Annotated in this window: 16 protein-coding genes and 1 pseudogene; 12 read left to right on the plus strand and 5 right to left on the minus strand. The window is 71.2% G+C overall.

Annotation, left to right across the window (positions count from 1 at the left end; genetic code table 11):
- The first annotated feature begins 4 nt into the window (after window positions 1-4).
- The 11 genes and pseudogenes from ftsA (at window position 5) to ABS78_RS07425 (ending at window position 14,498) form a co-directional block, all read left to right on the plus strand.
- Window positions 5-1,456: a cell division protein FtsA gene (ftsA, locus tag ABS78_RS07375; RefSeq protein ID WP_293376578.1), complete on the plus strand. Its 1,452-nt coding sequence runs from the start codon at window positions 5-7 to the stop codon at window positions 1,454-1,456.
- Window positions 1,457-1,613: 157 nt separating this feature from the next.
- Entirely contained in the window at window positions 1,614-2,018 is a 405-nt protein-coding gene (locus ABS78_RS07380; RefSeq protein WP_293376580.1) for a hypothetical protein, read from the plus strand.
- A 306-nt stretch (window positions 2,019-2,324) separates the two neighbouring features.
- Complete coding sequence (ftsZ, locus tag ABS78_RS07385) at window positions 2,325-3,839, plus strand: cell division protein FtsZ (RefSeq protein ID WP_293376582.1); 1,515 nt, start codon at window positions 2,325-2,327, stop codon at window positions 3,837-3,839.
- Window positions 3,840-3,999: 160 nt separating this feature from the next.
- Window positions 4,000-5,775, plus strand: coding sequence for a hypothetical protein (locus ABS78_RS07390; RefSeq protein ID WP_293376584.1), 1,776 nt, complete (start codon window positions 4,000-4,002; stop codon window positions 5,773-5,775).
- A gap of 145 nt (window positions 5,776-5,920) precedes the next feature.
- On the plus strand, window positions 5,921-6,139 hold the full coding sequence (locus tag ABS78_RS07395) for a hypothetical protein (protein ID WP_293376586.1): 219 nt from the start codon (window positions 5,921-5,923) through the stop codon (window positions 6,137-6,139).
- A 277-nt stretch (window positions 6,140-6,416) separates the two neighbouring features.
- Window positions 6,417-7,304 (plus strand): UDP-3-O-acyl-N-acetylglucosamine deacetylase, encoded by an 888-nt coding sequence (gene lpxC / locus ABS78_RS07400; RefSeq protein WP_293376588.1) that lies wholly within the window; start codon window positions 6,417-6,419, stop codon window positions 7,302-7,304.
- Between the two features lie 103 nt (window positions 7,305-7,407).
- Entirely contained in the window at window positions 7,408-8,019 is a 612-nt protein-coding gene (locus ABS78_RS07405) for an MSMEG_1061 family FMN-dependent PPOX-type flavoprotein (RefSeq protein ID WP_293376590.1), read from the plus strand.
- 84 nt (window positions 8,020-8,103) lie between these two features.
- A pseudogene (locus ABS78_RS07410) lies at window positions 8,104-8,973 on the plus strand (outer membrane protein assembly factor BamD); the annotation flags it as partial.
- A 187-nt stretch (window positions 8,974-9,160) separates the two neighbouring features.
- A complete protein-coding gene (gene recN, locus ABS78_RS07415; protein ID WP_293376592.1) occupies window positions 9,161-10,876 on the plus strand; it encodes a DNA repair protein RecN in 1,716 nt (571 codons plus the stop codon).
- 108 nt (window positions 10,877-10,984) lie between these two features.
- On the plus strand, window positions 10,985-13,318 hold the full coding sequence (gene ligA, locus ABS78_RS07420) for an NAD-dependent DNA ligase LigA (RefSeq protein WP_293376594.1): 2,334 nt from the start codon (window positions 10,985-10,987) through the stop codon (window positions 13,316-13,318).
- A 4-nt stretch (window positions 13,319-13,322) separates the two neighbouring features.
- Window positions 13,323-14,498 carry a class I SAM-dependent methyltransferase gene (locus tag ABS78_RS07425; protein WP_293376596.1) on the plus strand — a complete coding sequence of 392 codons (1,176 nt, stop codon included), beginning with the start codon at window positions 13,323-13,325 and terminating at the stop codon, window positions 14,496-14,498.
- On the opposite strand, the gene ABS78_RS07430 is transcribed toward ABS78_RS07425, so the two are convergent.
- Both ABS78_RS07430 and ABS78_RS07435 read right to left on the minus strand, forming a co-directional pair.
- Entirely contained in the window at window positions 14,499-15,338 is an 840-nt protein-coding gene (locus ABS78_RS07430; protein ID WP_293376598.1) for a methyltransferase domain-containing protein, read from the minus strand.
- Complete coding sequence (locus ABS78_RS07435; RefSeq protein WP_293376854.1) at window positions 15,338-17,152, minus strand: aminopeptidase P family protein; 1,815 nt, start codon at window positions 17,150-17,152, stop codon at window positions 15,338-15,340. Before ABS78_RS07435 ends, ABS78_RS07430 begins: the two co-directional genes overlap by 1 nt.
- A gap of 89 nt (window positions 17,153-17,241) precedes the next feature.
- On the opposite strand from ABS78_RS07435, the gene ABS78_RS07440 reads away from it, so the two are divergent.
- Window positions 17,242-17,586 (plus strand): GIY-YIG nuclease family protein, encoded by a 345-nt coding sequence (locus tag ABS78_RS07440; protein ID WP_293376600.1) that lies wholly within the window; start codon window positions 17,242-17,244, stop codon window positions 17,584-17,586.
- Between the two features lie 16 nt (window positions 17,587-17,602).
- Here ABS78_RS07440 and ABS78_RS07445 read toward each other — a convergent pair whose 3' ends face one another.
- From ABS78_RS07445 to ABS78_RS07455, 3 genes are all read right to left on the minus strand, one after another.
- Window positions 17,603-18,469, minus strand: a complete 867-nt coding sequence (locus tag ABS78_RS07445; protein ID WP_293376602.1) for a 50S ribosomal protein L11 methyltransferase — start codon at window positions 18,467-18,469, stop codon at window positions 17,603-17,605.
- 44 nt (window positions 18,470-18,513) lie between these two features.
- Window positions 18,514-19,005 (minus strand): hypothetical protein, encoded by a 492-nt coding sequence (locus ABS78_RS07450; RefSeq protein ID WP_293376604.1) that lies wholly within the window; start codon window positions 19,003-19,005, stop codon window positions 18,514-18,516.
- 108 nt (window positions 19,006-19,113) lie between these two features.
- Window positions 19,114-21,456, minus strand: coding sequence for a UvrD-helicase domain-containing protein (locus tag ABS78_RS07455; protein ID WP_293376607.1), 2,343 nt, complete (start codon window positions 21,454-21,456; stop codon window positions 19,114-19,116).
- Window positions 21,457-21,461: the final 5 nt, after the last annotated feature.

The raw sequence follows: 21,461 nt of genomic DNA on the forward strand, positions 1-21,461 counted from the left end.
GCCGATGCTCAAGTTCGCCGAACGCGCACCCGAGACCCAGGAAGCAGCCCAGAAGGGCCGGCTCCCGACCGACGGCCCCTCGGGTCACGCGGATCAGGGCGGCTCGGGCCGAGACAACCGGGGCGAGGGGCGGCGCAAGGCCGAGCCGCGGCGTGACGGCCGCGACGGGCTGAAGGCGGCGCTGGCCCCGCCCAAAGTGGTGGCCGCCGTCGACCTGGGCGCCGCCAAGGTGACCTGTTTCATCATGAAGCCCGACGGCGTGCGCCGGGGCGACCGCACGCTCACCACCTGCGGTGTCGGGTACGTCCAGTCGCGCGGGGTGCGCGGCGGCGCGATCGTCAACCTCGACGAGGCGTCCGAGGCGATCGCCCAGGCGGTGGAGCGGGCCGAGAACGTGGCGGGCGTCAACGTCCAGGGCGTCACCATCGCCACCGCCGGCGGCCAGCTCAGTTCTTCGCGGGTGATCGGCCGCGTGTCCGTCGGCGCCAGGCCCATCGCCGACAACGACCTCGTGCGGGCGATCCAGAACGCCCTGGCCCAGATCAAGCTGCCCGGCCGCCGGGCCATCCATATCCTGCCCATCGCCTGGGCCGTCGACGGACAGGGCGGCGTGCGCGATCCGCGCGCCATGTACGGAAAGACTCTGGGCGTGGAGCTGCTGGTCGTCTCGGTGGCCGAGACGGTCTTCAACACCCTGGGCGCCTGCGTCGAGCGCGCCCACCTTCAGCTCGAGGGCGTGGTCGCCGCGCCTTTCGTCTCGGCCCTGGCCGCGCTGGAGGAGGACGAGATGGACCTGGGGTCGGTCTGCATCGACATGGGCGGGGGCTCCACATCGGCGTCGGTGTTCCGCGGAGGCAGCCTGGTGCATGTCGAGACGGTGCCGGTCGGCGGCCAGCACGTGACCCAGGACATCGCCCGGGGCCTCTCCACCTCCATCGCCGGCGCCGAGCGGATCAAGACGCTGCACGGCAGCGCCATCGCATCGGCCAACGAGGACCGCGAGATGATCGAGGCTCCGCCGCGCGGCGACGATCCGGGCGCCGGCCCGGTCGTAGCCCCGCGCAGCCTGCTGAAGGGCATCATCGCCCCGCGCGTGGAGGAGACGCTGGAGCTGCTCCGCGACCGTCTGAAGGCCGCCGGCGCGCCCATCGAGCCCGGCGCCGGCCTGGTTCTGACCGGCGGCGCCAGCCAACTCGCCGGCGTGCGCGAAGTGGCCGTCCGCGTCTTCGACCGGCCCGTGCGCCTGGGGCGCCCGCGCCGCGTGCCGCACCTGGCGGATGCGGCGTCCGGCCCGGCTTTCACCGCCGCCGCCGGCATCCTGCACCGCTCGGCGTTCGGGCCGCGCGAGGCCGTGTCGACCAAGCAACTCGCCTCATCGAAGCTCCGCCGGGAGCCGCTAGACCCCCGGGCCAATCCTCTGGCCAAGGCGGCGGTCTGGCTGCGTGACAATCTCTGAACGTCGGCTCCGCTGCGACGCCCGGGCCTTTCCACGTAAGGCGCGCCGTGATCGCCTGATACGCGAACCGGCTTGGCATTGGGGACCCGAAGGCCCAGTTTCCCTCGACACCCAAGGATCGGCGACGCGGGCCGGTCCCTCAGTTTCGGAGCGGGGTATGAAGGCGGCTTTGGGGATGGGCCTGGCGCTGGCGTTGTTCGGCGGTGCGGCCTTGAGTGCGACGGTGGACACCACGGTTCCCGCGGTCGCGCCAGTTGAGGTTTCGTCGACCCAGACCGCGCCGAGTGAGACCGCGCTGGTCGCGCCCGAGGCGACCTTGCCGGGCGACGAGGCGGGCGACCCGTTCGCCGCCCGCGAGAAGCCGACCGACGGTCCTCTGGCCATGCTGGGTCTCGACAAATCCAGCCCACTGCCCGATCCGGCCTCCTGGGCCATGATGATCATCGGTTTCTTCGGTGCGGGCTACCTGCTCCGCAGCGGACGCTCGGGCGGCCTGCGCGCCCTTCGCGCCGTCAAGGCCGGTCGCCAGGTCCGCGGCAAGGGCGACGCAGCGACCCACTGACAGCTCCGTTCGTTCGGAGACGGCCCGCGCGGCGCGGGCCTCGGCGGGCGCCCTGCGGGGCGTCCGCGCCGCCATGTGCGGCCGGCTGTCGGCCGTCCGTAGCGTTACTGTCTATCCCGCCGTTCTTTCCTTGAGGACAAAGCGGAAAATCCTGTTCGGCCAAGCTCGACCGGGTTCCGACTCAGAGTATGCGGTTAACACTCGATTAAGAGTGTCGGCGCGTACTTAACGCATCGTTACTCGGGTGCGTCGGTCCAGGGGTGTCCGGGCGCGCCAGACCGGAAAAACGGGAAGGACAGGACGTCCATGGCCATTTCTCTCTCCGCGCCGCGCGCGACCGAACTGAAGCCCAGGATCGTCGTGTTCGGCATCGGCGGGGCCGGCGGAAACGCCGTCAACAACATGATCGAAGCGGGCCTGGAGGGGGTCGAGTTCGTCGTCGGCAACACAGACGCCCAACAGCTCCAGTTCGCCAAGACCGAGCGTCGCATCCAGCTCGGCGTGCAGGTCACCCAGGGCCTCGGCGCCGGCGCCCATCCCGAGGTGGGCATGAGCGCGGCCGAAGAGAGCATTCCCGAGATCGGCGAGCACCTGGACGGCGCGCACATGGTGTTCATCACCGCCGGCATGGGCGGCGGCACCGGCACGGGCGCGGCCCCGATCATCGCCAAATGCGCCCGCGAGCGCGGCATCCTGACGGTGGGGGTGGTGACCAAGCCGTTCCACTTCGAGGGACGTCACCGGATGCGGCTGGCCGACGCCGGGATCAGCGAGCTGCAACGCTATGTCGACACCCTGATCGTCATCCCGAACCAGAACCTGTTCCGCGTGGCCAACGAGCGCACCACCTTCGCCGAGGCCTTCGGCATGGCCGACCAGGTGCTGCACTCGGGCGTCCGTTCGATCACCGACCTGATGGTCCTGCCGGGCCTGATCAACCTCGACTTCGCCGACGTGCGCACGGTGATGACCGAGATGGGCAAGGCGATGATGGGCACCGGAGAGGCGACCGGCGACGACCGGGCGCTGATGGCGGCTCAGAACGCCATCCAGAACCCGCTGCTGGACGAGGTCTCGCTGAAGGGCGCCAAGGCTGTTCTGGTCAACGTGACCGGCGGCCTGGACATGACCCTGCTGGAGGTCGACGAAGCGGCCAACGCCATCGCCGAACAGGTGGACCCGGAGGCCAACATCATCTTCGGCGCCGCGTTCGATCCGACCCTGGAGGGCATGATCCGCGTGTCGGTGGTCGCCACCGGCATGGACGGCGCCTCGATCGCCGCCATCGAGCCCAAGATCGAACGCCGATCGCTCTCGGTCGAGCCGCTGCGCGCGACGGTCACGCCCCGGGCCGAACCGACGACCGCACAGGCCGAGCCCGTCGCGGCGACGGCGATGGCGGCCGAAGCCGCTCTCGAAGCGGCGGCGGACGAGGTCGAGCAGCCCGACATCTTCGGTCAGCCGCAGGCCGTCGCGACAGCGCCGGCCGGCGTGGCGGCGGAACCGGCGACGCCGGCGCCCGTCTCGCGGATCGTCGATCCGGACGCGGTCGAACCGGGCGACGAGCGTGACGCGCCGCTGTTCGCCGAGCCGGCCTTCGAGGCCCGGCGTCCGCGAGGCGGCTTCCTCAGCATCTTCGGCGGGCGTCCCCGCTACGACGCGCCCGGCGCGACGGCGGCCCCCGCGCCCCGGCCCGCGCCGGCTCCGGCCCCCGCGCCCAGCCGTGGCGGCGCCCAGCCCCTGGAGGCGGTTCAGCCCGAGGCGGCCGATCCGGCCGAGGACCTGGAGATCCCGTCCTTCCTGCGTCGCCTGGCCAACTGACCGCCGGGCGGGGCGGCCTGCGCGCGATCGGGCAGCCCGCACGAAGATGGGCGCAGGCAAATATTCCCGGCGCCCTGCCGACAGATGGCCGTGCTAACGCCGACGTCACCAGCGTGGCGCGCCGCCAGCCTGCGCGTCGTCGCCCCCGGAAGGTGACGCCATGTTCGACGCGATGAACGGCCGCGACGTCGTCCGCCATGTTCCAGGCGGCCGCGATGCGGTCGGTCGCGATCATCGCGGTCACGATGAGGGGGGCCTGCGCCCTGCGCGGCCGATCCGGGTGTGCTTCTTCTTCAACGCCCAGCGGCATCAGATTTTGCACGGCGTCTCGACCGCCGTGGCGCTGTCGCGCCGACCGGGCTTCGAGGTCCATGTGATGTCGCCCAGCATGGCGCACGTGGCCTATGCGGAGCAGACGGCGGCGAAGCTCGGCGGCGCGCCCATCGTCTTCTCCGGAGCCGGGTCGGCGCTGCTGACGGCGCTTCAGCGCGCGACGGGCGGTTCGGTGCCCCCCAAGGTGCTGAGCCTCGGCGTGCTGGCGCGGCGCCTGAACGGGTTCGACGCCATCGCCGTGCCCGAACGGACCTCCATCGCCCTGAAGCGGATGGGTGTGGGCGCGCCCCGGTATATCCACCTCGATCACGGAGCCGGCGACCGGGCGGCGGGGTTCGACAAGCGGATCGGCGCGTTCGACTTCGTCCTGATGGCGGGTGAGAAGCACCGCATGCGGCTTGCGCGCGAAGGCCTGATCCATCCGGGCCGGCACGCGGTGGCGGGGTACCCCAAGTTCGAAGCGGCCGATGCGGTGCGCGACCCGCACTGGAGCCCCTTCGCCGACCGACGGCCGGTGGTGCTCTACAATCCTCACTTCTCGACCCTGGGCTCGTGGGAGCGGTTCGGCGAGCCGGTGCTGCGGGCGTTCGCCGGCCAGGATCGCTACAACCTCGTGGTGGCGCCTCACGTGAGGATGCTGGACGCCCGTGGCCCGCAGGCGCGCTGGAGCGCCCTTGCGGCGACGTATGCGGCGTGCGGGCGCATCCACATCGACACCGGGAGCGACCGGTGCATCGACATGACCTACACCACCCTTGCGGACATCTACCTGGGTGACGTGAGCAGCCAGGTCTACGAATTCCTGCGCACGCCCAGGCCCTGCGTCTTTCTCGACGGGCGGAACATCGACTGGGCCGTCGACGAGAACTACGCCCATTGGCGGTTCGGCCCGGTCGTCCAATCACCGTCGGGCGTGCTGGACGCCGTCGACTCCGCCGTCAGCGGCCATTGGAGGTTCCTCGACGCCCAGATCGACGGTTTCGCCGCCACCTTCTCGCAGGGCGAGGCGCCCGCCTCTCGTCGCGCCGCCGAGGCCATCGCGGGCTATCTCGAAGCCGAAGCCGCGACGTCGGCGCCCAAGCCGGTCAGAGGAACACAGCGCCACCTGCCGCAGGCCGCAGCGCTGGCCGTCGTAGCCGCCGTGGGGGGCTGGAGCGCCAACGAAGCCGTGGACCACAGGCGGGGCGATCCCGAGTTCGTGGAAGAGGCGGTGGCTTCTCACCGCACCACGCTGATCCGGGCGTCCATGAAGTCGCAGCCCGAGGCCCACGTGCTCGATCCAGTGGAGATTCGCGCCGCGACGGGACTGCGCGTGCCGCCGCTTTCCACCCGATGGGCTCTGACCGACGTGCAGATCTATCCCTCGGACTGGGGACCCATCGTCCAGGTCGCGGCGGTCACAGAGCGGGGCGAGCCCGTTTCGCTGGTCGCCATGAGGATCGACGTGACGGCGGACCGGGCGCCCATCCTGCGCACCCATAAAGGCGAACGCGTGGCCTACTGGGAAGACGGCGGCCAGGCCTATGGCGTGGTGGGGGCGATCCCGGCCAACCGCCTCCTGGGCCTGGCGGCGGAGCTGGCCCGGGCCGCGGGGCCGAACTGAGGCGAGGCGGACGGAGGGCGGTGGCGCGCGCATCGGGGGGCGCATTGGGCGCGAACGCGCCTCAGGATCGTCACGAAAGGGTCACGCCGCCCGGCGGCCGCATCGACTAGACTCGGGGCCAAGCCACCTCCGGGAGAGTTTTGTCGTGACCGGTCAGCGCATCATCTGGGTTTCGCCCGTCGCCGGCGGATGGGCCGTGCTGTGCGCAGGGTTGCAGCCTCTGCTGTTCCGCTCGGGCGGCCGGGCCGAAGCCCAGGCGCGCCGGCTCGCCGCCTGCCTCGCCCGCCTGGGCCGGGCGGCTCAGGTGCGCATCCTGGACCGGTCGCAGAACCTCGTGGGCGCCCAACTCTATCCTGTGAACTGAACCGATCCGTTCCGGGTCGGGCCGGCGACCGGTGTCCCTTCGGGGCCTGAGCGGTCGCCCGAAGGCGCGAAGGCAGGGCCTTCGGGCGGACAGACCGTACGCCTGCGCGGCTTCCGGAGGGTTTGGCGGCGATCGCCAAGTCTCGGATTCCATGCGGATTTCGGCGCGAAACATTGCGAAACACGAAGTGCTTTGCTGCGGTGCATCAATCGGCTTAGCCAGACGTTGGGGCAAAGGTTCGGTCGTCGCACCGCGTATCGTTGCAGGAAGGTCCGCCTTGGCCGCGTTTCAACATACCCTCCGGTCTCCCGCACTGTTCGCCGGGATCGGCGTGCATACGGGCGCCTATGTCCGCGTTTCGGTCCGCCCGGCGGCCCCCGATGCGGGCGTGGTCTTCGTGCGCACCGACGTCCGGGACGCCGACAACCGGGTCCCCGTGAGCGGCGAGGCCGTGTGCCGCACCCAGTTGGGCACCGTGATCACCAACGCGGCCGGCGTCACCGTCTCGACCATCGAGCACCTGATGGCCGCCTTCGCGATGCTGGGCGTCGACAACGCCGTGGTGGAGCTGGACGGGCCGGAAATGCCGATCATGGACGGTTCGTCCGCGCCGTTCGTCCGCGTGCTGGATCGGGCGGGTCTGCGCCCGCAGGAGACGCCGCGCCGCTTCATCGAGATCCTGGAGACCGTCGAGGTGGTCGACGGCGACAAGCGCGCCGCGCTCAAGCCGGCCGACGGCTTCGAGGTGGCGTTCGAGATCCGATTCGGCAGCGCCGCGATCGGCCGTCAGGCCATCGACATGCCGATGGACGAGGCGGCGTTCCGCGCCGAACTGGCCGATTGCCGCACCTTCGGCTTCGCGCACGAGGTCGAGGCCCTGCGCGCCATGGGGCTGGCCCGGGGCGGCTCGATGGACAATTGCATCGTCGTCGACGGCGACCGGGTGCTGAACCCGGAAGGCCTGCGTCGGCCGGACGAGTTCGTTCGACACAAGGCGCTGGACGCCATCGGCGACCTCTATGTGCTGGGCGGACCCATCCTGGGCCGGTTCGAAGGCGAACTGGCGGGCCACGCTCTGAACAACGCCCTGGTCCGTGCGCTCCTGGCCCGGCCGGACGCGTGGCGTGTGCGCACCCTCGTCGAGGATCTCAAGGAAGCGGTTTAGCCGCTTCTCTCCCGCAGAGCGCCCGCGGCTCCCGTCGCAAAGAGACGGGAAAGTTGCGAACCGTTTGCAATCGTGTCCTAATTCCGGGCAGGGAGATTTCGCCATGGCCGACGACGCCAGCACCCAGCTCGACGCGCTCTACCACCGTCCGCACCCGCTGACCGTGGCCAAGGATATCGGGGTGATCGACGCCCACGGTCGCCGCTTCATCGAACTCTCGCCCTTCGTCGCCCTGGCCAGCGTCGGGCCGGACGGGACGGTGGACGTCTCGCCCCGCGGCGGCGGGCCCGGCTTCATCCGGGTGTCGGAAGACGGTCTGAGCCTGCTGATGCCGGACCGGCCGGGCAACAACCGCCTGGATACGCTGCGGAACATCGCCGAAGGGTCCGGCGAGGTGGGGCTGATGTTCATGATCCCCGGCGTGGACGACATCTACCGCGTGAACGGGCCGGCCAGCCTGGTGGTGGACGACGAGCTGGCGAAGACCTTCGAGGAGTTCGGCAAGCTGCCGAAGAGCCTGCTGAAGGTCGACGTGCGCGAAGCCTATCTCCACTGTCCCAAGGCCTTGATGCGCGCCGACCTGTGGGGCGACAGCCACAGGGTGGACCGCGCCAGCCTGCCGTCGCTTTCGGACATGATCAGCGACCAGCTCAAGCTGGAGCGGCCCAAGGCGACCCACGAGCAGCAGGTCGAGGGCCTGCGTCAGACGCTCTGAGCCTTCGGGCGCCGTTTGCTCGCCACAAGTGGTGGTGTAGAAGCGACTCTCCGCGTGGGGGCGCGCGCTGGTCTTGAGGTGAAGGTGTCTTCGGTTCGCACGTCTGCCAAGGTGGTTCTCGTCACGGCCGCCTGCGCGCTCGCCCTTTCCGCCTGCGCCGGAAACAACAAGAAGAACAGGAATCGCCTGGCGTACGAGGAGCGGCCGGTCGAGCTGCTCTACTCGACCGGCGCCGATCGGCTGGATCGCCGCCAGTGGAATCAGGCGGTGAACTACTTCCAGGAAGTGGAGCGGCAGCATCCCTATTCGGAGTGGTCGCGTCGCGCGATCCTGATGCAGGCCTACGCCCACTACCAGGGCAACGATTACGCCGAGGCCATCGGCGACGCCGAGCGGTTCATCCAGCTCTATCCGGGCAACCCCAGCGCGGCCTACGCGCACTACATCAAGGCCATCTGCTACTTCGAGCAGATCGTCGACGTGAACCGTGACCAGGCCGCCACGGGCCAGGCCCTGGGGGCGCTGCGCGACGTGGTGCAGCGCTATCCGCGCACCGAGTACGCCTCGGACGCCCGACTGAAGATCGACATGGTCAACGACCAGCTCGCCGGCAAGGAGATGACCATCGGCCGCTGGTACCTGCGCAACGGGGACACCCTGGCCGCCGCCAACCGGTTCAAGACCGTCATCGACCGCTATCAGACCACCAGCCATACGCCCGAGGCGCTCTATCGCCTCGTCGAGACCTATCTGACGCTGGGGCTGATGGAGGAGGCGGGGCGCAACGGCGCGGTGCTGGGGCACAACTATCCGGGCGACCAGTGGTACGCCGACGCCTACAAGCTCCTGACCTCCCGGGGGCTGCGTCCGGCGACCGAGCCCGAGCCCGGCGGCCGGCGGGGAATTTTCCGCATGCCGTTCACGCGCGACAAGGAGCGGACGATCCAACCTCCGCAGGCGTCGGACCCGAACGTGGCGGTGGAGGCCAGCCAGAAGTCCGAGATGCGTTCGATCTTCCGGCTGCCGTTCGGCCGGAAGGACGAGCCGCGCCCGGCGCCTGAGCCCACGCCCGAACCCTGAGGATGGGGCGGCCCGCGGTGGCCTCTTCTTTCGGGGCTGATTCCCGGCGATCCTCCGGCCGATGTTGATCGGACTCCAGATCCGCGACGTGGTGCTGATCGAAAGCCTGGACCTGTCCGTCGGTCCGGGCCTGACCGCGCTGACCGGGGAGACCGGCGCGGGCAAGTCGATCATCCTGGACGCGCTGGGCCTCGCCACCGGGGCGAGGGGCGACGCCGGCCTCGTACGGCGCGGCGCGGCCCAGGCGGCGGCCACGGCCGTCTTTGCGCCCGCGCCCAGCCATCCCGTATGGGCGATCCTGGACGACAAGGGCCTGGCCTACGCCCGCGACGAGGATCTGGTCCTGCGCCGCACGCTGAGCGCCGACGGCCGCAGCCGCGCCTTCGTCAACGACCAGGCGACGGGGGTGGGGGTGCTGAAGGAACTGGGCGAGGCGCTGCTCGAGGTCCACGGCCAGCACGAGACGGTGGGGCTGCTGGATGCGCGCACGCATCGGCCGCTGCTCGACGCCCATGGCGGCCTGGCGACCGAGGCGGCGGCCGTCGCCGCGGCCTGGCGCGGCTGGCGTGAGGCCCGTTCGCGGGTCGAAGGGCTGGAGGCCGACGCCGCCCGCTCGGCCGCCGAGATCGAGGACCTGACCTTCCGCCTCTCCGAACTGGACCGTCTGGACCCGCGGGAGGGCGAGGAGACGCGGCTGGCCGAGGAGCGTGCGATCCTGGGCGCCGCCGAAAAGGCGCTGGCCGACATCGCCGCCGCGCGCGAGGCCTTCGACGGCCTGGGCGGGCGAACCGCCCAGGCGATCCGCGCCCTGGAGCGGGCGCGCGAGCGCGCGACGACCGCCGGCGCCGCCGCGGACGGCCCGGCCGTGACCCGCCTGGCCGCCGCCGCCGAGGCCCTCGACCGGGTGCTGGTCGAGGCGGGCGAGGCCGAGGCCGCCGTCGACGCCGCCGCCGCCGCCTTCGATTTCGAGCCCGACCGGCTGGAAAAGGCCGAGGAACGCCTGTTCGACCTGCGCGGCCTAGCCCGCAAGCTGGGCGTGGCGGTCGAGGCGCTGCCCGGCCTGCGGGTCGAGTTCGCGGCGCGACTGCGCGCCATCGAGTCGGCGGACGAGACCCTGAAGGCCGCCCGCGCCGACCTGGCGGCGGCCCGCGACGCCTACGCCGCCGCCGCCGCCGCGCTGTCGTCCGCCCGGCGGGAGGCCGGGGAGGCCCTGGCCGCTGCGGTGATGGCCGAACTCGCGCCGCTCAGGCTGGACAAGGCGCGGTTCCGCGTCGCCGTCGAGCCGCTGGCCGAGGACCGGGCCGGCCCGGCCGGCCAGGATCGGGTGGCCTTCGAGATCGCCACCAATCCCGGGGCGCCCTTCGGCGATCTGGGCGCCATCGCCTCGGGCGGAGAGCTGGCGCGCTTCGCCCTGGCGCTGAAGGCGGCCCTGGCCGCCCGCGGCGGCGCGGCGCAGCCTTTGATGATCTTCGACGAGGTGGACCAGGGCGTGGGCGGCGCCGTCGCCGACGCCGTCGGCCTGCGCCTCAAACGCCTCGCATCGTCCGAAGGGGGGAAGATGGGGGCTCAGGTCCTGGTGGTGACCCACAGCCCGCAGGTGGCGGCCCGCGCCGAGGCCCATTGGCGCATCTCCAAGGCCGGCGACGCCGACCGGACACGCACCGCCGTCGAGACCCTGTCGTCCGCCGAGCGCGAGGAGGAGATCGCCCGCATGCTCGCCGGCGCCCAGATCACCGACGCCGCCCGCGCCGCCGCCCGCGCGCTGATGGAGGCGTGAGGAAACACTTTACGCCAACCGATTTGTTCTTTATTTGTTCTTTCCTTTCCCACTTCGTGGGGAAGGAAGGGTTCCGCGTCGGCGGGCGCACAGGCTAAGACCAGCGGCATGGCCCAGATCCCCGTCGATCAACTCAGCGAAGCTCAGGCGGTCGAGGAACTGACGCGGCTGGCCGACGAGATCTCGGCGCACGACATCCGTTATCACGCCGAGGACGCGCCCACGATCTCGGACGCCGAGTACGACGATCTCAAGCGCCGCAACGGCGAGATCGAGGCCCGCTTTCCGCACCTTGTCCGCGAGAATTCGCCCTCGATGCGCGTGGGGGCGGCGCGGTCGGAGAAGTTCCGGGCGATCCAGCACGGCGTGCCCATGCTGAGCCTGGACAACGCCTTCGCCGACGACGAGGCGGTGGAGTTCGACGCGCGCATCCGCCGATTCCTGCGCCTCCCGGCCGACGAGACGGTGGGCTATACGGCCGAGCCCAAGATCGACGGTCTGTCGTGCTCGATCCGCTACGAAAAGGGCGTACTGATCCAGGCCGCCACCCGCGGAGACGGGAAAGTCGGCGAGGACGTCACTGCCAACGTCCGCACCATCGCCGAGATTCCCCACAGGCTTCTGGGCGCAGGCTGGCCCGACGTCATCGAGGTGCGTGGCGAGATCTATCTGGGCCACGAGGAGTTCGCCGCCCTCAACGCCGCCGCCGCCGAGGCGGGGCAGAAGACCTACGCCAATCCGCGGAACGCCGCGGCCGGCTCGCTGCGCCAGATCGATGCGGCCGTCACGGCCTCGCGCCCGCTGCGTTTCTTCGCCTACGCCTGGGGCTATCACTCGGAGCCCTTCGCGGAGACCCAATGGGAGGCGCTGGGCAAGCTCCGGGCCTGGGGATTTCCGACCACGCCGGAGAGCGTGCGGGTGGAGAACGCCCAGGGGCTTCTGGCCGCCTATGCCGGGATGGAGCGGGTGCGGCCGCGCCTCGGCTACGACATCGACGGCGTGGTCTACAAGGTGGACCGCCTGGACTGGCAGCAGAGGCTGGGCTTCGTCAGCCGCGCGCCGCGCTGGGGGATCGCGCGGAAGTTTCCGGCCCAGCAGGCCCGCACGATCCTGGAGGCCATCGACATCCAGGTGGGCCGGACCGGCGCGATCACGCCGGTGGCGCGGCTGCATCCGGTGACCGTCGGCGGCGTCGTGGTCGTCAACGCCACCCTGCACAACGCCGACGAGATCGCCCGCAAGGACGTCCGTGTGGGGGACACGGTGATCCTCCAGCGGGCCGGCGACGTGATTCCCCAGATCGTCGCGGTCGTGCCCGAGGAACGGCCGGAGGGCGCGCAGCCGTTCGAATTCCCGACCCATTGCCCGTGCCCGCTGCGCACCGAGCTGGTGCGCGAGACGACGGCGGCGGGCGCCGAGACGGTGGTGCGCCGCTGCTCCGGCGAATTCGCCTGTCCGTTCCAGCGGCTGGCGCACCTGCGCCACTTCGTGAGCCGGCGGGCCTTCGACATCGAGGGGCTGGGCGAGAAGCAACTCACCATCTTCAGCGAACGGGGATGGTTGAATTCGCCGGCCGACATCTTCCGTCTGAAGACCAAGCGCGAGGAGATGCTGGATCTGGACCGCTTCGGCGAGACCAGCGTCGGCAACCTGCTGGCCAGCATCGAGGACCGCCGCCGGATCGACCTGGATCGCTTCATCTATGGTCTGGGCATCCGCCATGTGGGCGAGACCACGTCCCTGGCTCTGGCGCGGCACTTCGAAACCGTCGAGCGGTTCGTGGAGATCTCGAAGCTGGCGGCCGAGCAGACGGCGGGGCCGGTCTACGCCGAGCTTTCGGACCTCGACGGCCTGGGGCCGACGGCGGTGGCGGCGGTGCTGGACTTCGCGCGCGCGGGCCAGGGGGTGCTGGTTCCGCCCGACATCTCGTTGGACGGCCATCTGCGGCTGGCGATCCCGAAGCTGAACGCCCGGGCCCGCGCGGCGCTGGACGCCCGCTATGGTGACTGGCCCACCTTCGAAGCCGCGGCGCGTCAGGCGGCGGCCGAGACGCCGGGCGAGGCCCTGCTGGAGGTGGCGTCGGTCGACGCCGTGGGCGTGGTGGCCGCGCGGATGATCGCCGAGTTCTTCGGCGAGGACCATAACCGCGCCCTGGTCGACGATCTGCTGGGCGAACTGACCATCATCCCGGCCGAGCGGCCCAAAACCGACACCGCGGTGGCGGGCAAGACGATCGTCTTCACCGGCGCCCTGGAACGGATGACCCGCGACGAGGCCAAGGCCCAGGCCGAGCGGCTGGGCGCCAAGGTTTCGGGCTCGGTGTCGAAGAAGACCGACATCGTCGTGGCCGGCCCCGGCGCGGGCTCGAAGCTGAAGACCGCCACCGAACTGGGCGTCCAGGTGATGACCGAGGACGAATGGCTCGCGATGGTAGGGGACTGAGCCGTTGGGCGTTCCGGCGTCGGACCGGCTGCGGATCGGCTTCGACCGGCTGCGCTGCAACCTGCTGAACCTGGCCGAACTGATCTTCCTGGGCGTCCTGGCCGAGGCTCCGGACGAGCCCACGGCGCTGCGCCTGCTGGGCGTGACCCGGGCGAAGATGGGGCGGCCGGGCGCCGTGGACCATCTGAAGGCGGCTGCGGCCGCCGCGCCGGATGTCGAGGTGATCTGGAGCGACCTAGCCGTGGCGCTGCGTGACACCGGTGACGCGGCGGGCGCCGCCGAGGCCTACGCTCGGACGCTGGCGCTCCGCGACCCGGCCGCCGGGACCCTTCCGCCGCTGGCCACGCTGTCGTTCGCCGCCGAGCGCGACGCGCACAGGTTCGAGCTGGCCGACTATCCGTATGTGGCGACCGTACGCCACGGCGCGGGCCGGCCGCCGCACGCCGCCCTGACCGCGATCCTGGAAGCCGGGCGGGCGCGCTACGCCGGACTGCTCGCCGCCATCGGCGAACTCGCGCCGTACTTCGGCGAGGTCCCGATGGGCGGGCGCTACGAGTCGGACGATCCGTTCTGGCTGAACGCCTGGTTCCCGGCGCTGGACGGGATGGCCCTGACCGCCATGCTCAAGGCCCATGCGCCTGCCCGGTTCGTCGAGATCGGGTCGGGCGTCTCGACCAAGTTCGCCCGGCGGGCGGTTCGCCACCTCGGCCTGCGCACCCGGCTGATCTCGATCGACCCCCAGCCGCGCAACCAGATCGACCGACTGTGCGATCAGGTGATCCGCAAGCCGCTGGAACAGTGCGACCCGGCGCTGTTCGACGTGTTGCAGCCGGGGGACATCCTCTTCCTCGACAGCTCGCATCGCGCCTTCCAGGGGTCGGACGTGACCGTGTTCTTCACCGAGATCCTGCCGCGCCTGAAGCCCGGCGTGATCGTGCAGGTTCACGACGTCTACCTGCCCGAGGACTACATCTCGGGCCACCTGCGGCAGCTCTGGAACGAACAGTACCTGCTGGCGACGGCGCTGCTGTTCGGCCCCGACCGGTTCGAGGTGCTGTTTCCGGCCTGGTGGGTGGGGCGCGACCCCGACCTGCGGGCCCAGGCGAGGGCGGCGGTGGGGCATGGGCCGTTGGCCGGCCTCGATCCCTACGGCGCCTCGTTCTGGCTGCGGATGCGGTAGTCAGCCCGGATTGCGGGCTGTCACGATCCAGGTGGCGGAGTCGAGCTTGACCCCGTCGGGGCCGTCGTGGGCGGCCAGGGCGGCGCGCACGGCGTCGATGACGGCCTCGCGCTTCTCGGGATGCTCGCGCAGGGCGCCGCCCAGGACCCCGATCTTCAGGGCGACCTCCAGCGCGGCGTCCAGGTCGCCGGCGCCGATCTTCTCGTCATGCGGCGTGACGGCGACGTCCGCGAAGCCGGCCGAATCCAGGATGCCGCGCACCCGCTCGGGATCGGCGAAGGCGAAGGGACCCGGCGCGCCGGGCTGAGGCGGCTGGGGCGGGGGAAAGAGGTGCTGCACCGACGCCATCGGCAGGGTGAAGGCCGGGTTCTCGGCCGGCGCGCGCCAGCAGACGAAGCCCAGCCGCCCGCCGGGTCCGAGCGCGCGCCGCAGGTTGGCGAAGGCGCGCGGCGGATCGGAGAAGAACATCACGCCGAACCGCGAGAAGACGACGTCGAAGCCGGCCGTCTCCAGCGGATGTGTCTGGGCGTCGGCCTCCAGGAACGCGACGCCGGCGTGGCCCGCCGACCGGGCGCGGGCGACGTCGAGCAGCGGCATGGAGATATCAACGCCCAGCACCGAGCCTTCGGGGGCCACGGCGTCGGCGAGCGCCAGCGTGGTCGCGCCCGCGCCGCAGCCCACGTCCAGGACCCGCTCGCCCGGCCGGAGCGCGAGGGCGGCCATGACGCGCCGGCCGAGCGGTTCGAGCTGGCGGTCCATCGGGCTCTGCATGGCCGCCCAGGTGGGGCCGGCCTGTTCGTTCCAGTAGGCCGCCTGCTGGACGTTGGCGATCTCCGACATCAGATCGCCTCCGTGACCTGGTCGAGCCAGGCCCGCACATCGGGTTCGAGCTGCGGGCCGATCACCTCGCGGACCCGGGCGTGATAGGCGTCGAGCTGGGCGCGCTCGTCGGCGCTGAGCAGATCGCGGTCGATCAGGCGACGGTCGATCGGCGCCAGCGTCAACGTCTCGAAGCCGTGCATGGGGCGCTCGCCGCCCGGGATCGGTTCGGCCGGCGTCACCACCTGGAGGTTCTCGATGCGGATGCCGTAGGCGCCTTCCTTGTAGTAGCCGGGCTCGTTCGATAGGATCATGCCGGGCTTCAGGGCCACGCTGTTGGGCGCCTTCGAGATCCGCTGCGGGCCTTCGTGGACGCCCAGATAGCTGCCGACGCCGTGGCCGGTGCCGTGATCGTAGTCTAGGCCGTGCATCCAGAGCGCATGACGGGCCAGGGCGTCCAGGGCCGAGCCGGTCGTGCCGGCGGGAAACCGAACGGCGGCCAGGGCCAGGTGCCCCTTGAGCACCAGCGTGAAGCGTTGACGCATCTCGGCCGTCGGCTGCCCGATGGCGACGGTGCGGGTGACGTCGGTGGTGCCGTCCAGGTACTGGGCGCCCGAGTCCACCAGCAGCAGGGAGCCCGCTTCGGCCCGCTTGTTCAGACGCTCGGTGGGCCGGTAGTGAACGATGGCGCCGTTCGCGGCGGCGCCCGCGATGGTGTCGAACGACAGGTCCTTCAGCGCCCCGGTGGCCTCGCGGAAGCCTTCCAGCTTGCGGACCGCCGAGATCTCGTCGGGCGGGTTGGTCTGGCCCTCGGTGGCCAGCCAATGGAGGAAGCGGGTCAGCGCCGCGCCGTCGCGGGCGTGGGCGCGCCGGGTCCCCTCGATCTCGACGGTGTTCTTGCAGGCGCGGGGCAGGGCGCAGGGGTCCTCGCCCCGGATCACCTTCGCCCCGGCCGCCTGGAGCGTGTCGAAGTACCAGGCCGAGGACTGGGCCGGATCGACCAGCACCGAGCGGCCCTTCAATTCCGCCAGGGCGGCGGGAAGGTCTTCGGGCGTTTCGAGACGGACCTGGTTGCCCAGCCAGGCGGGCAGCTCGGGCGTGACCTTGGCGGGGTCGAGGAAGAGGCGGGCCGAGCCGTCCTTCGAGAGGATGGCCTGGCCCAGCGGCAGGGGCGAGCGGATAACGTCGCCGCCGCGCACGTTGAACAGCCAGGCGATGGAGGCGGGCGCGGTCAGCACCGCGGCGTCCGCGCCCCGGCCGGCGACAGCGGCGCCCACGCGGGCGCGCTTGGCGGCGGAGTCCTCGCCCGAGAACTCGGCCGGATGGGGAACCACGGCGGCGGCCGGCTGAGCCGGACGCTCGGCGCCCCAGGCGAGGTCGAGCGGATTGTCGTTCACGGGGGTCAGCTCCGCGCCGGCCTTGGCGGCCGCGGCCCTGAGCTGGGCCAGGGCGTCGGGGCTGTGCAGGCGCGGGTCGTAGCCGATCTTCTGTCCGCGGGCGGTCGCGGCTTCGAGATAGGCCGGCACGCCGCCCTCCACCAGGTCGCGAATCTCGAACAGGCCGGCGTCGACCTGGTCGCGGACCTGGAGGGTGTAGCGGCCGTCGACGAAGACCGCGGCCTTGTCCTTCAGGATCACCGCCGCGCCGGCCGATCCGGTGAAGCCGGTGGCCCAGGCCAGGCGGTCGTTGGCGGCGGGCAGGTACTCGTTCTGGTGCTCGTCCTCGTGGGGGACGAGGAAGCCGTCCAGGCCCTGGCGGGCCATCGCCTCGCGGATCAGGGGGACGTGGCGCGGGCCGAACGAGCGGTCGGTGGTCTCATCGAAGGTCTGGCGCATGGGGCGCATGTAAGCGCTTCCGTCCCGTGCGGCAAAGGGCGCCGGCGCGTGCGGTTTGACCCTCGGCGGCGGAGGGCGTAGCGGGGCGCATGGACAAGACCGATCGCCGCCAGGCCGTCCGCGACTTCAAGGAGCGCAGGACCGACGCGGGAATCTACGCCGTCCGGTGCGGGCCGACGGGGGAGACGTGGGTGGCGGGCAGCCGCAACATCGACGCCCAGCAGAACAGCCTCTGGTTCGGGCTGAGGTCCGGCGGCCATCCCAACAAGGCCATGCAGCAGGCCTGGAACGCCCACGGCGCCGAGGCCTTCGCCTTCGAGGTGCTGGAGCGGATCGAGGCCGGAGACTTCACCGCCCTGGGTCTTGCCGACCACGTGAAGGCGCGAGAGCGTCACTGGCTGGCGGACCTGGACGCGAAGAAGGCGGTCGGCTGATCGAGACAGGTCCGGTTCAGGGCCGGCGCAGCACCAGCGTGGCCCAGGCGTCGCGATGGAGGCGACGCACCAGGCGGAAGCCTTTCGACGTATAGGCGGCCAGCACCCGGCGTTCCTGGGTGCGCAGCAGGCCCGAGAGGATGGTCAGGCCGCCGGGCTTCAGCGCCTGCTTGATGTCCTGCGAGAGGGCCACCAGCGGCGGGGCCAGGATGTTGGCGAAGACGAGGTCGTAGGGGCCGTCCAGCCGGACCCGCGGGTCGTTCAGGCCGAAGGCGTGGACGAAGCGGGCGTCGGCGGTGTTCAGCGTGGCGTTCTCGTTGGCGATGCGGACCGAGACCCGGTCGATGTCGGTGCCGACGGCGACGGTCGAGCCGGTGCGCGCGGCGGCGATGGCCAGGACGCCGGTGCCGCAGCCCACGTCGAGCACGCGCGGAAAGCGCCGGCGCTTGAGCAGTTCGTCGAAGGCCAGGAGGCAGCCGACGGTGGTGCCGTGGTGGCCCGTGCCGAAGGCGGCGCCGGCCTCGATTCGCAGATTCACCGTGCTGGCGGGGGCCAGCCCGCGGTCGTGGGCGCCGTACACGAAGAAGCGGCCCGCACGCACCGGCGGCAGGCCCGACAGGGCGAGGGCCAGCCAGTCGGCGTCGGCCAGGACCTCGGTCGTCACGCGCAGGCCGGGATGGCCGGCGAGCACGGCGCGCACCGCCTCTGCTTCCGAGTCGAGCGTGGGGAAGGCGTCGATGCGCCAGACGTCGCGGTCCTCGTCCTCTTCCAGGATGGAGAAGGTCAGCGCTTCGGTCTCGGGCGTCGCCTCGAGGACGGCCGCGGCGGTCTCGGCGATCGCGCGGGGTCCGCGGGCGATGATCTGGATGGCGTCGTCGCTCATGGGCGCGAGGCTCTAGCGGGGAAGCGGCGCGAAGGCGAGACCGTTCAGAGCGGCGAGACGTCGCTTTCGGGCGGTGACGGCGGCGCGGGCAGGTCGGCCGTGTTCCAGGCGCCGCCCTCCCGGGAGGGGTAGTGGGGCGCCGGCCTCGGCTCGTCGGCCCAGCGCGCGCGGGCGACGGCGGGGGCCTCGTAGGCCATCACGTCCGAGGCGTATTCGCTCGCGGCCTCGGCATCCGGATCGCCCGGCGCCGCGTCGTCGTGACCGTCGAGGGCCAGGAAGGTGTCGGCCGGCGGCTTCAGGCTGTCGGTGCCGACCACGTGATCGGGAAGCGTCCCACGATAGACCGCCACGCCGGGATCGGGGGCTTGCACATAGCTGCGGGGACCGCCGCCCGAGATGAGTTGCTGGGGGCCTTCCAGGGGCTCTTCGTCCAGATTGGGCTTGAGGGTCGCGCCGAGCGCCAGCCCCGCCGCCGCGGCCAGGGCGACCCCGGCGAGCAGGCGGCGCGTATCAGGGCTGCGGAGAAGCGGGGGCATCAGCGGAGATACGTGCGAGGCGGCAGATGGTTGCGCCATTCTTCTCCTAGCTCGTCCTGGCCGGGCTTGTCCCAGATGTCCGGGCGCGCGGACGACCAGAGACCGGCTTCACCCCTGCTTCTCCACGAAGCTGTCCAGCACCTTCTTTTCGCCGGCCTTGTCGAAGGCGACGGTGAGCTTGTTACCATCGACGCTGCGGACCGCGCCGTAGCCGAACTTGATGTGGAAGACGCGGTCGCCCCGCTTGTAGTCGCTGGCGGCCGAGCTGTCGGAGGTGGCGACGAGGCGGCCGTCGCCTTCGATCACCGCCTGGCGTCCGGGATGGCTGCCTCGGTACTGATTGGCCTGGGCGCGCCGCCAGCCGGGCGAGGAATAGCCGCCGCCGAAGCTGGGGTCCTCGTCCCAGCGGCTGCCGTGCTGCTGCATGCCCGGGCCGCCGCCGTAGTAGCCGGTCTCGGAACTGGCCTCGACGTTGGCCTGGGGCAGTTCGTCGACGAAGCGGCTGGGGAGCTGGCTGGTCCAGCGGCCGTAGACCTGGCGGTTGGCGGCGAAGCTGATCCGCGCCTCTTCGCGGGCCCGGGTGATGCCGACGTAGGCCAGGCGCCGTTCCTCCTCCAGGCCCTTCTCGCCCTTCTCGTCCATGCTGCGCTGGGAGGGGAAGACGCCCTCTTCCCAGCCGGGCAGGAAGACGAGGGGGAATTCGAGGCCTTTCGCCTGGTGCAGGGTCATGATCTGGACGCTGTCGGCCTGGGGTCCGCGCTCCAGGTCCATCACCAGGGAGACGTGTTCCAGGTAGGCCTGGAGGTCGTCGTAGCCGCCCATCGACTGGACCAGTTCCTTGAGGTTCTCGAGCCGGCCCTGGGCCTGGGGCGAGCGGTCCAGCTTGAGCATGTCGGTGTAGCCGCTCTCCTCCAGCACCGCCTCCATCAGGCGGGCGTGGTGGATTTCGCCGCTCTGGACGCGCCAGCGGTCGAGGTCGCGCAGGAAGTTGGACAGCGCCGTTCGGGTGCGGGCGGGAAGCTCGTCGGTGAGCACGAGCTGGCGCGCGGCGTTCGTGGCGGGCACGCCGTTCAGGCGGGCGATCTGCAACAGCTTCTGAACCGAGGTGTCGCCGATGCCGCGCTTGGGCTGGTTGACGATGCGTTCGAAGGCGAGGTCGTCGTCCTCGGACTGGATCAGCCGCAGATAGGCGATGGCGTCGCGGATCTCGGCCCGTTCGAAGAAGCGCGGGCCGCCGATGACCACATAGGGGATCTGGAGCAGGACGAACCGCTCTTCGAACGCCCGCATCTGGAACGAGGCCCGGACCAGGATGGCCATGTCGCGATAGCGGCGGTTCTTGCGATGCGCGCGCTCCACCTCCTCGGCGATCAGGCGGCTCTCGGCCTCGCCGTCCCAGACGCCTCGGACGACCACCTTTTCCCCGCCCTCGGCCTCGGTCCACAGGGTCTTGCCTAGGCGGCCCTTGTTGGTGGCGATCAGGCCCGCGGCGGCGGCCAGGATGTGGCTGGTGGAGCGGTAGTTGCGTTCGAGGCGCACGACCTTGGCGCCCGGGAAGTCGCGCTCGAAGCGCAGGATGTTGTCCACCTCGGCGCCTCTCCAGCCGTAGATCGACTGGTCGTCGTCGCCCACGCAGCACAGGTTGCGGCTCTTCTGGGCCAGCAGGCGCAGCCACAGGTACTGGGCGACGTTGGTGTCCTGGTACTCGTCCACCAGCAGGTAGCGGAAGCGGCCGTGGTACTCGGCCAGGACGTCGGGATGGCCGGTGAAGATCGTGATGTTGTGCAGCAGGAGGTCGCCGAAGTCGCAGGCGTTCAGGATGCGCAGGCGCTCCTGGTAGAGGCGGTACAGCGCCTGGCCCTTGCCGTTCGCGAAGGCCTGGGCTTCGGCCGGCGGAAGCTGGTCGGGCCGCCAGCCGCGGTTCTTCCAGTGGTCGATCAGGCCGGCCAGCGCCTTGGGCGTCCAGCGCTTGGCGTCGATGTTCTCGGCCTCCAGAACCTGCTTGATCAGGCGCTCCTGATCGTCGGTGTCGAGGATGGTGTAGTTCGACTTCAGGCCCACCAGCTCGGCGTGGCGGCGCAGAATCTGGGCGGCGATGGAATGGAAGGTGCCCAGCCAGCGCAACCCCTCGGCCGACGGGCCGATGATGTGCGCGATCCGCTCGCGCATCTCGCGCGCGGCCTTGTTGGTGAAGGTGACGGCCAGAAGCTCCCACGGCCGGGCCCGGCCGGTGGCCAGGATGTGGGCCAGGCGGGTGGTGAGCACGCGCGTCTTTCCCGTGCCGGCCCCCGCGAGGACGAGAACGGGCCCCTCGACGGCCTCGACCGCCTCGCGCTGTTCCGGATTCAGGCCGTCCAGATAGTCGGCCGGGCGCGCGTCCACGCGCGCGAGGTCCGAGATACGCGGGGCGGGTGGGCCGCCGAACAGGTCCGTCGAGTCAGTGTCGGGCATCGGAA

It is taken from the genome of Phenylobacterium sp. SCN 70-31, from assembly GCF_001724605.1.
In the GTDB taxonomy this organism is placed as follows: domain Bacteria; phylum Pseudomonadota; class Alphaproteobacteria; order Caulobacterales; family Caulobacteraceae; genus Phenylobacterium.

Coding starts and splice junctions, on each gene's coding strand:
- ABS78_RS07450 (WP_293376604.1), bottom strand. CDS start 19,005: ATGCCCCCGCTTCTCCGCAGCCCTGATACGCGCCGCCTGCTCGCCGGG.
- ABS78_RS07430 (WP_293376598.1), bottom strand. CDS start 15,338: ATGTCGGAGATCGCCAACGTCCAGCAGGCGGCCTACTGGAACGAACAG.
- ABS78_RS07440 (WP_293376600.1), top strand. CDS start 17,242: ATGGACAAGACCGATCGCCGCCAGGCCGTCCGCGACTTCAAGGAGCGC.
- ABS78_RS07455 (WP_293376607.1), bottom strand. CDS start 21,456: ATGCCCGACACTGACTCGACGGACCTGTTCGGCGGCCCACCCGCCCCG.
- ABS78_RS07380 (WP_293376580.1), top strand. CDS start 1,614: ATGAAGGCGGCTTTGGGGATGGGCCTGGCGCTGGCGTTGTTCGGCGGT.
- ftsZ (WP_293376582.1), top strand. CDS start 2,325: ATGGCCATTTCTCTCTCCGCGCCGCGCGCGACCGAACTGAAGCCCAGG.
- ABS78_RS07445 (WP_293376602.1), bottom strand. CDS start 18,469: ATGAGCGACGACGCCATCCAGATCATCGCCCGCGGACCCCGCGCGATC.
- ABS78_RS07435 (WP_293376854.1), bottom strand. CDS start 17,152: ATGCGCCAGACCTTCGATGAGACCACCGACCGCTCGTTCGGCCCGCGC.
- recN (WP_293376592.1), top strand. CDS start 9,161: ATGTTGATCGGACTCCAGATCCGCGACGTGGTGCTGATCGAAAGCCTG.
- ftsA (WP_293376578.1), top strand. CDS start 5: ATGCTCAAGTTCGCCGAACGCGCACCCGAGACCCAGGAAGCAGCCCAG.
- ligA (WP_293376594.1), top strand. CDS start 10,985: ATGGCCCAGATCCCCGTCGATCAACTCAGCGAAGCTCAGGCGGTCGAG.
- ABS78_RS07390 (WP_293376584.1), top strand. CDS start 4,000: ATGTTCGACGCGATGAACGGCCGCGACGTCGTCCGCCATGTTCCAGGC.
- ABS78_RS07405 (WP_293376590.1), top strand. CDS start 7,408: ATGGCCGACGACGCCAGCACCCAGCTCGACGCGCTCTACCACCGTCCG.